2 protein-coding genes are annotated in these 503 nt (G+C 57.7%); both read right to left on the bottom strand.

All coding sequences use genetic code 11. The features are described from left to right. On the bottom strand, nt 1–279 hold a 279-nt coding region (locus KJQ96_RS38710; RefSeq protein WP_213257731.1), incomplete at its 3' end, for a hypothetical protein. 2 nt (nt 280–281) lie between these two features. Continuing rightward, on the bottom strand, nt 282–503 hold a 222-nt coding region (locus KJQ96_RS38705), incomplete at its 5' end, for a phosphopantetheine-binding protein (protein ID WP_213257733.1).

Raw genomic sequence — 503 nt, 5'->3', positions numbered from 1 at the left:
CAAACGGTCAAGGCTGCGCTGCCAGGCGCTGCGGTCGAGCGCCCCGCGCAGCCGCCACGCCAGCGGAATGTGGTAGGTCGTGCTGCTCTCGTCCAGCTGCGCCAAAAACCACAGCCGCTGCTGCGCAAACGATGGTACTAGGACGCTTTTGCGTCCGACCTTTGGTAGCAACGTAGTTTCTCGGCTGCCAGTCCGGCTTCTCTCTTTGGCAAGTGAAAAAAGCTCAGTTAGGCTTTCTGCGTCCAGTTCTTCCAATCCGGATCTAATCAAATCTGTCATTTCTAGACTCCAGAAAGAGCAGCTTCTCTAGAGTCCAGAGAGAGCAACTTCAGAAGCTCTTGGCGATCAAACTCTTGTTCGATCAAAGTGATCGAAGTTGCGCGAGCCAGATCCGCCAGCACCGGTTTGGCAAACAGCGTCGACAGCGGCAGTTCCACGCCAACAGCCCGCGACAGCCGGCTCAAGAGCTGCACCGCCAGGAGCGAGTGGCCGCCCAGTTCGAA

The organism is Bradyrhizobium sp. sGM-13 (assembly GCF_018398875.1).
Lineage (GTDB): Bacteria > Pseudomonadota > Alphaproteobacteria > Rhizobiales > Xanthobacteraceae > Bradyrhizobium.
The sequence above is the reverse complement of the archived record's forward strand: the minus strand, read 5'-3'. Positions and strand labels throughout refer to the sequence as shown.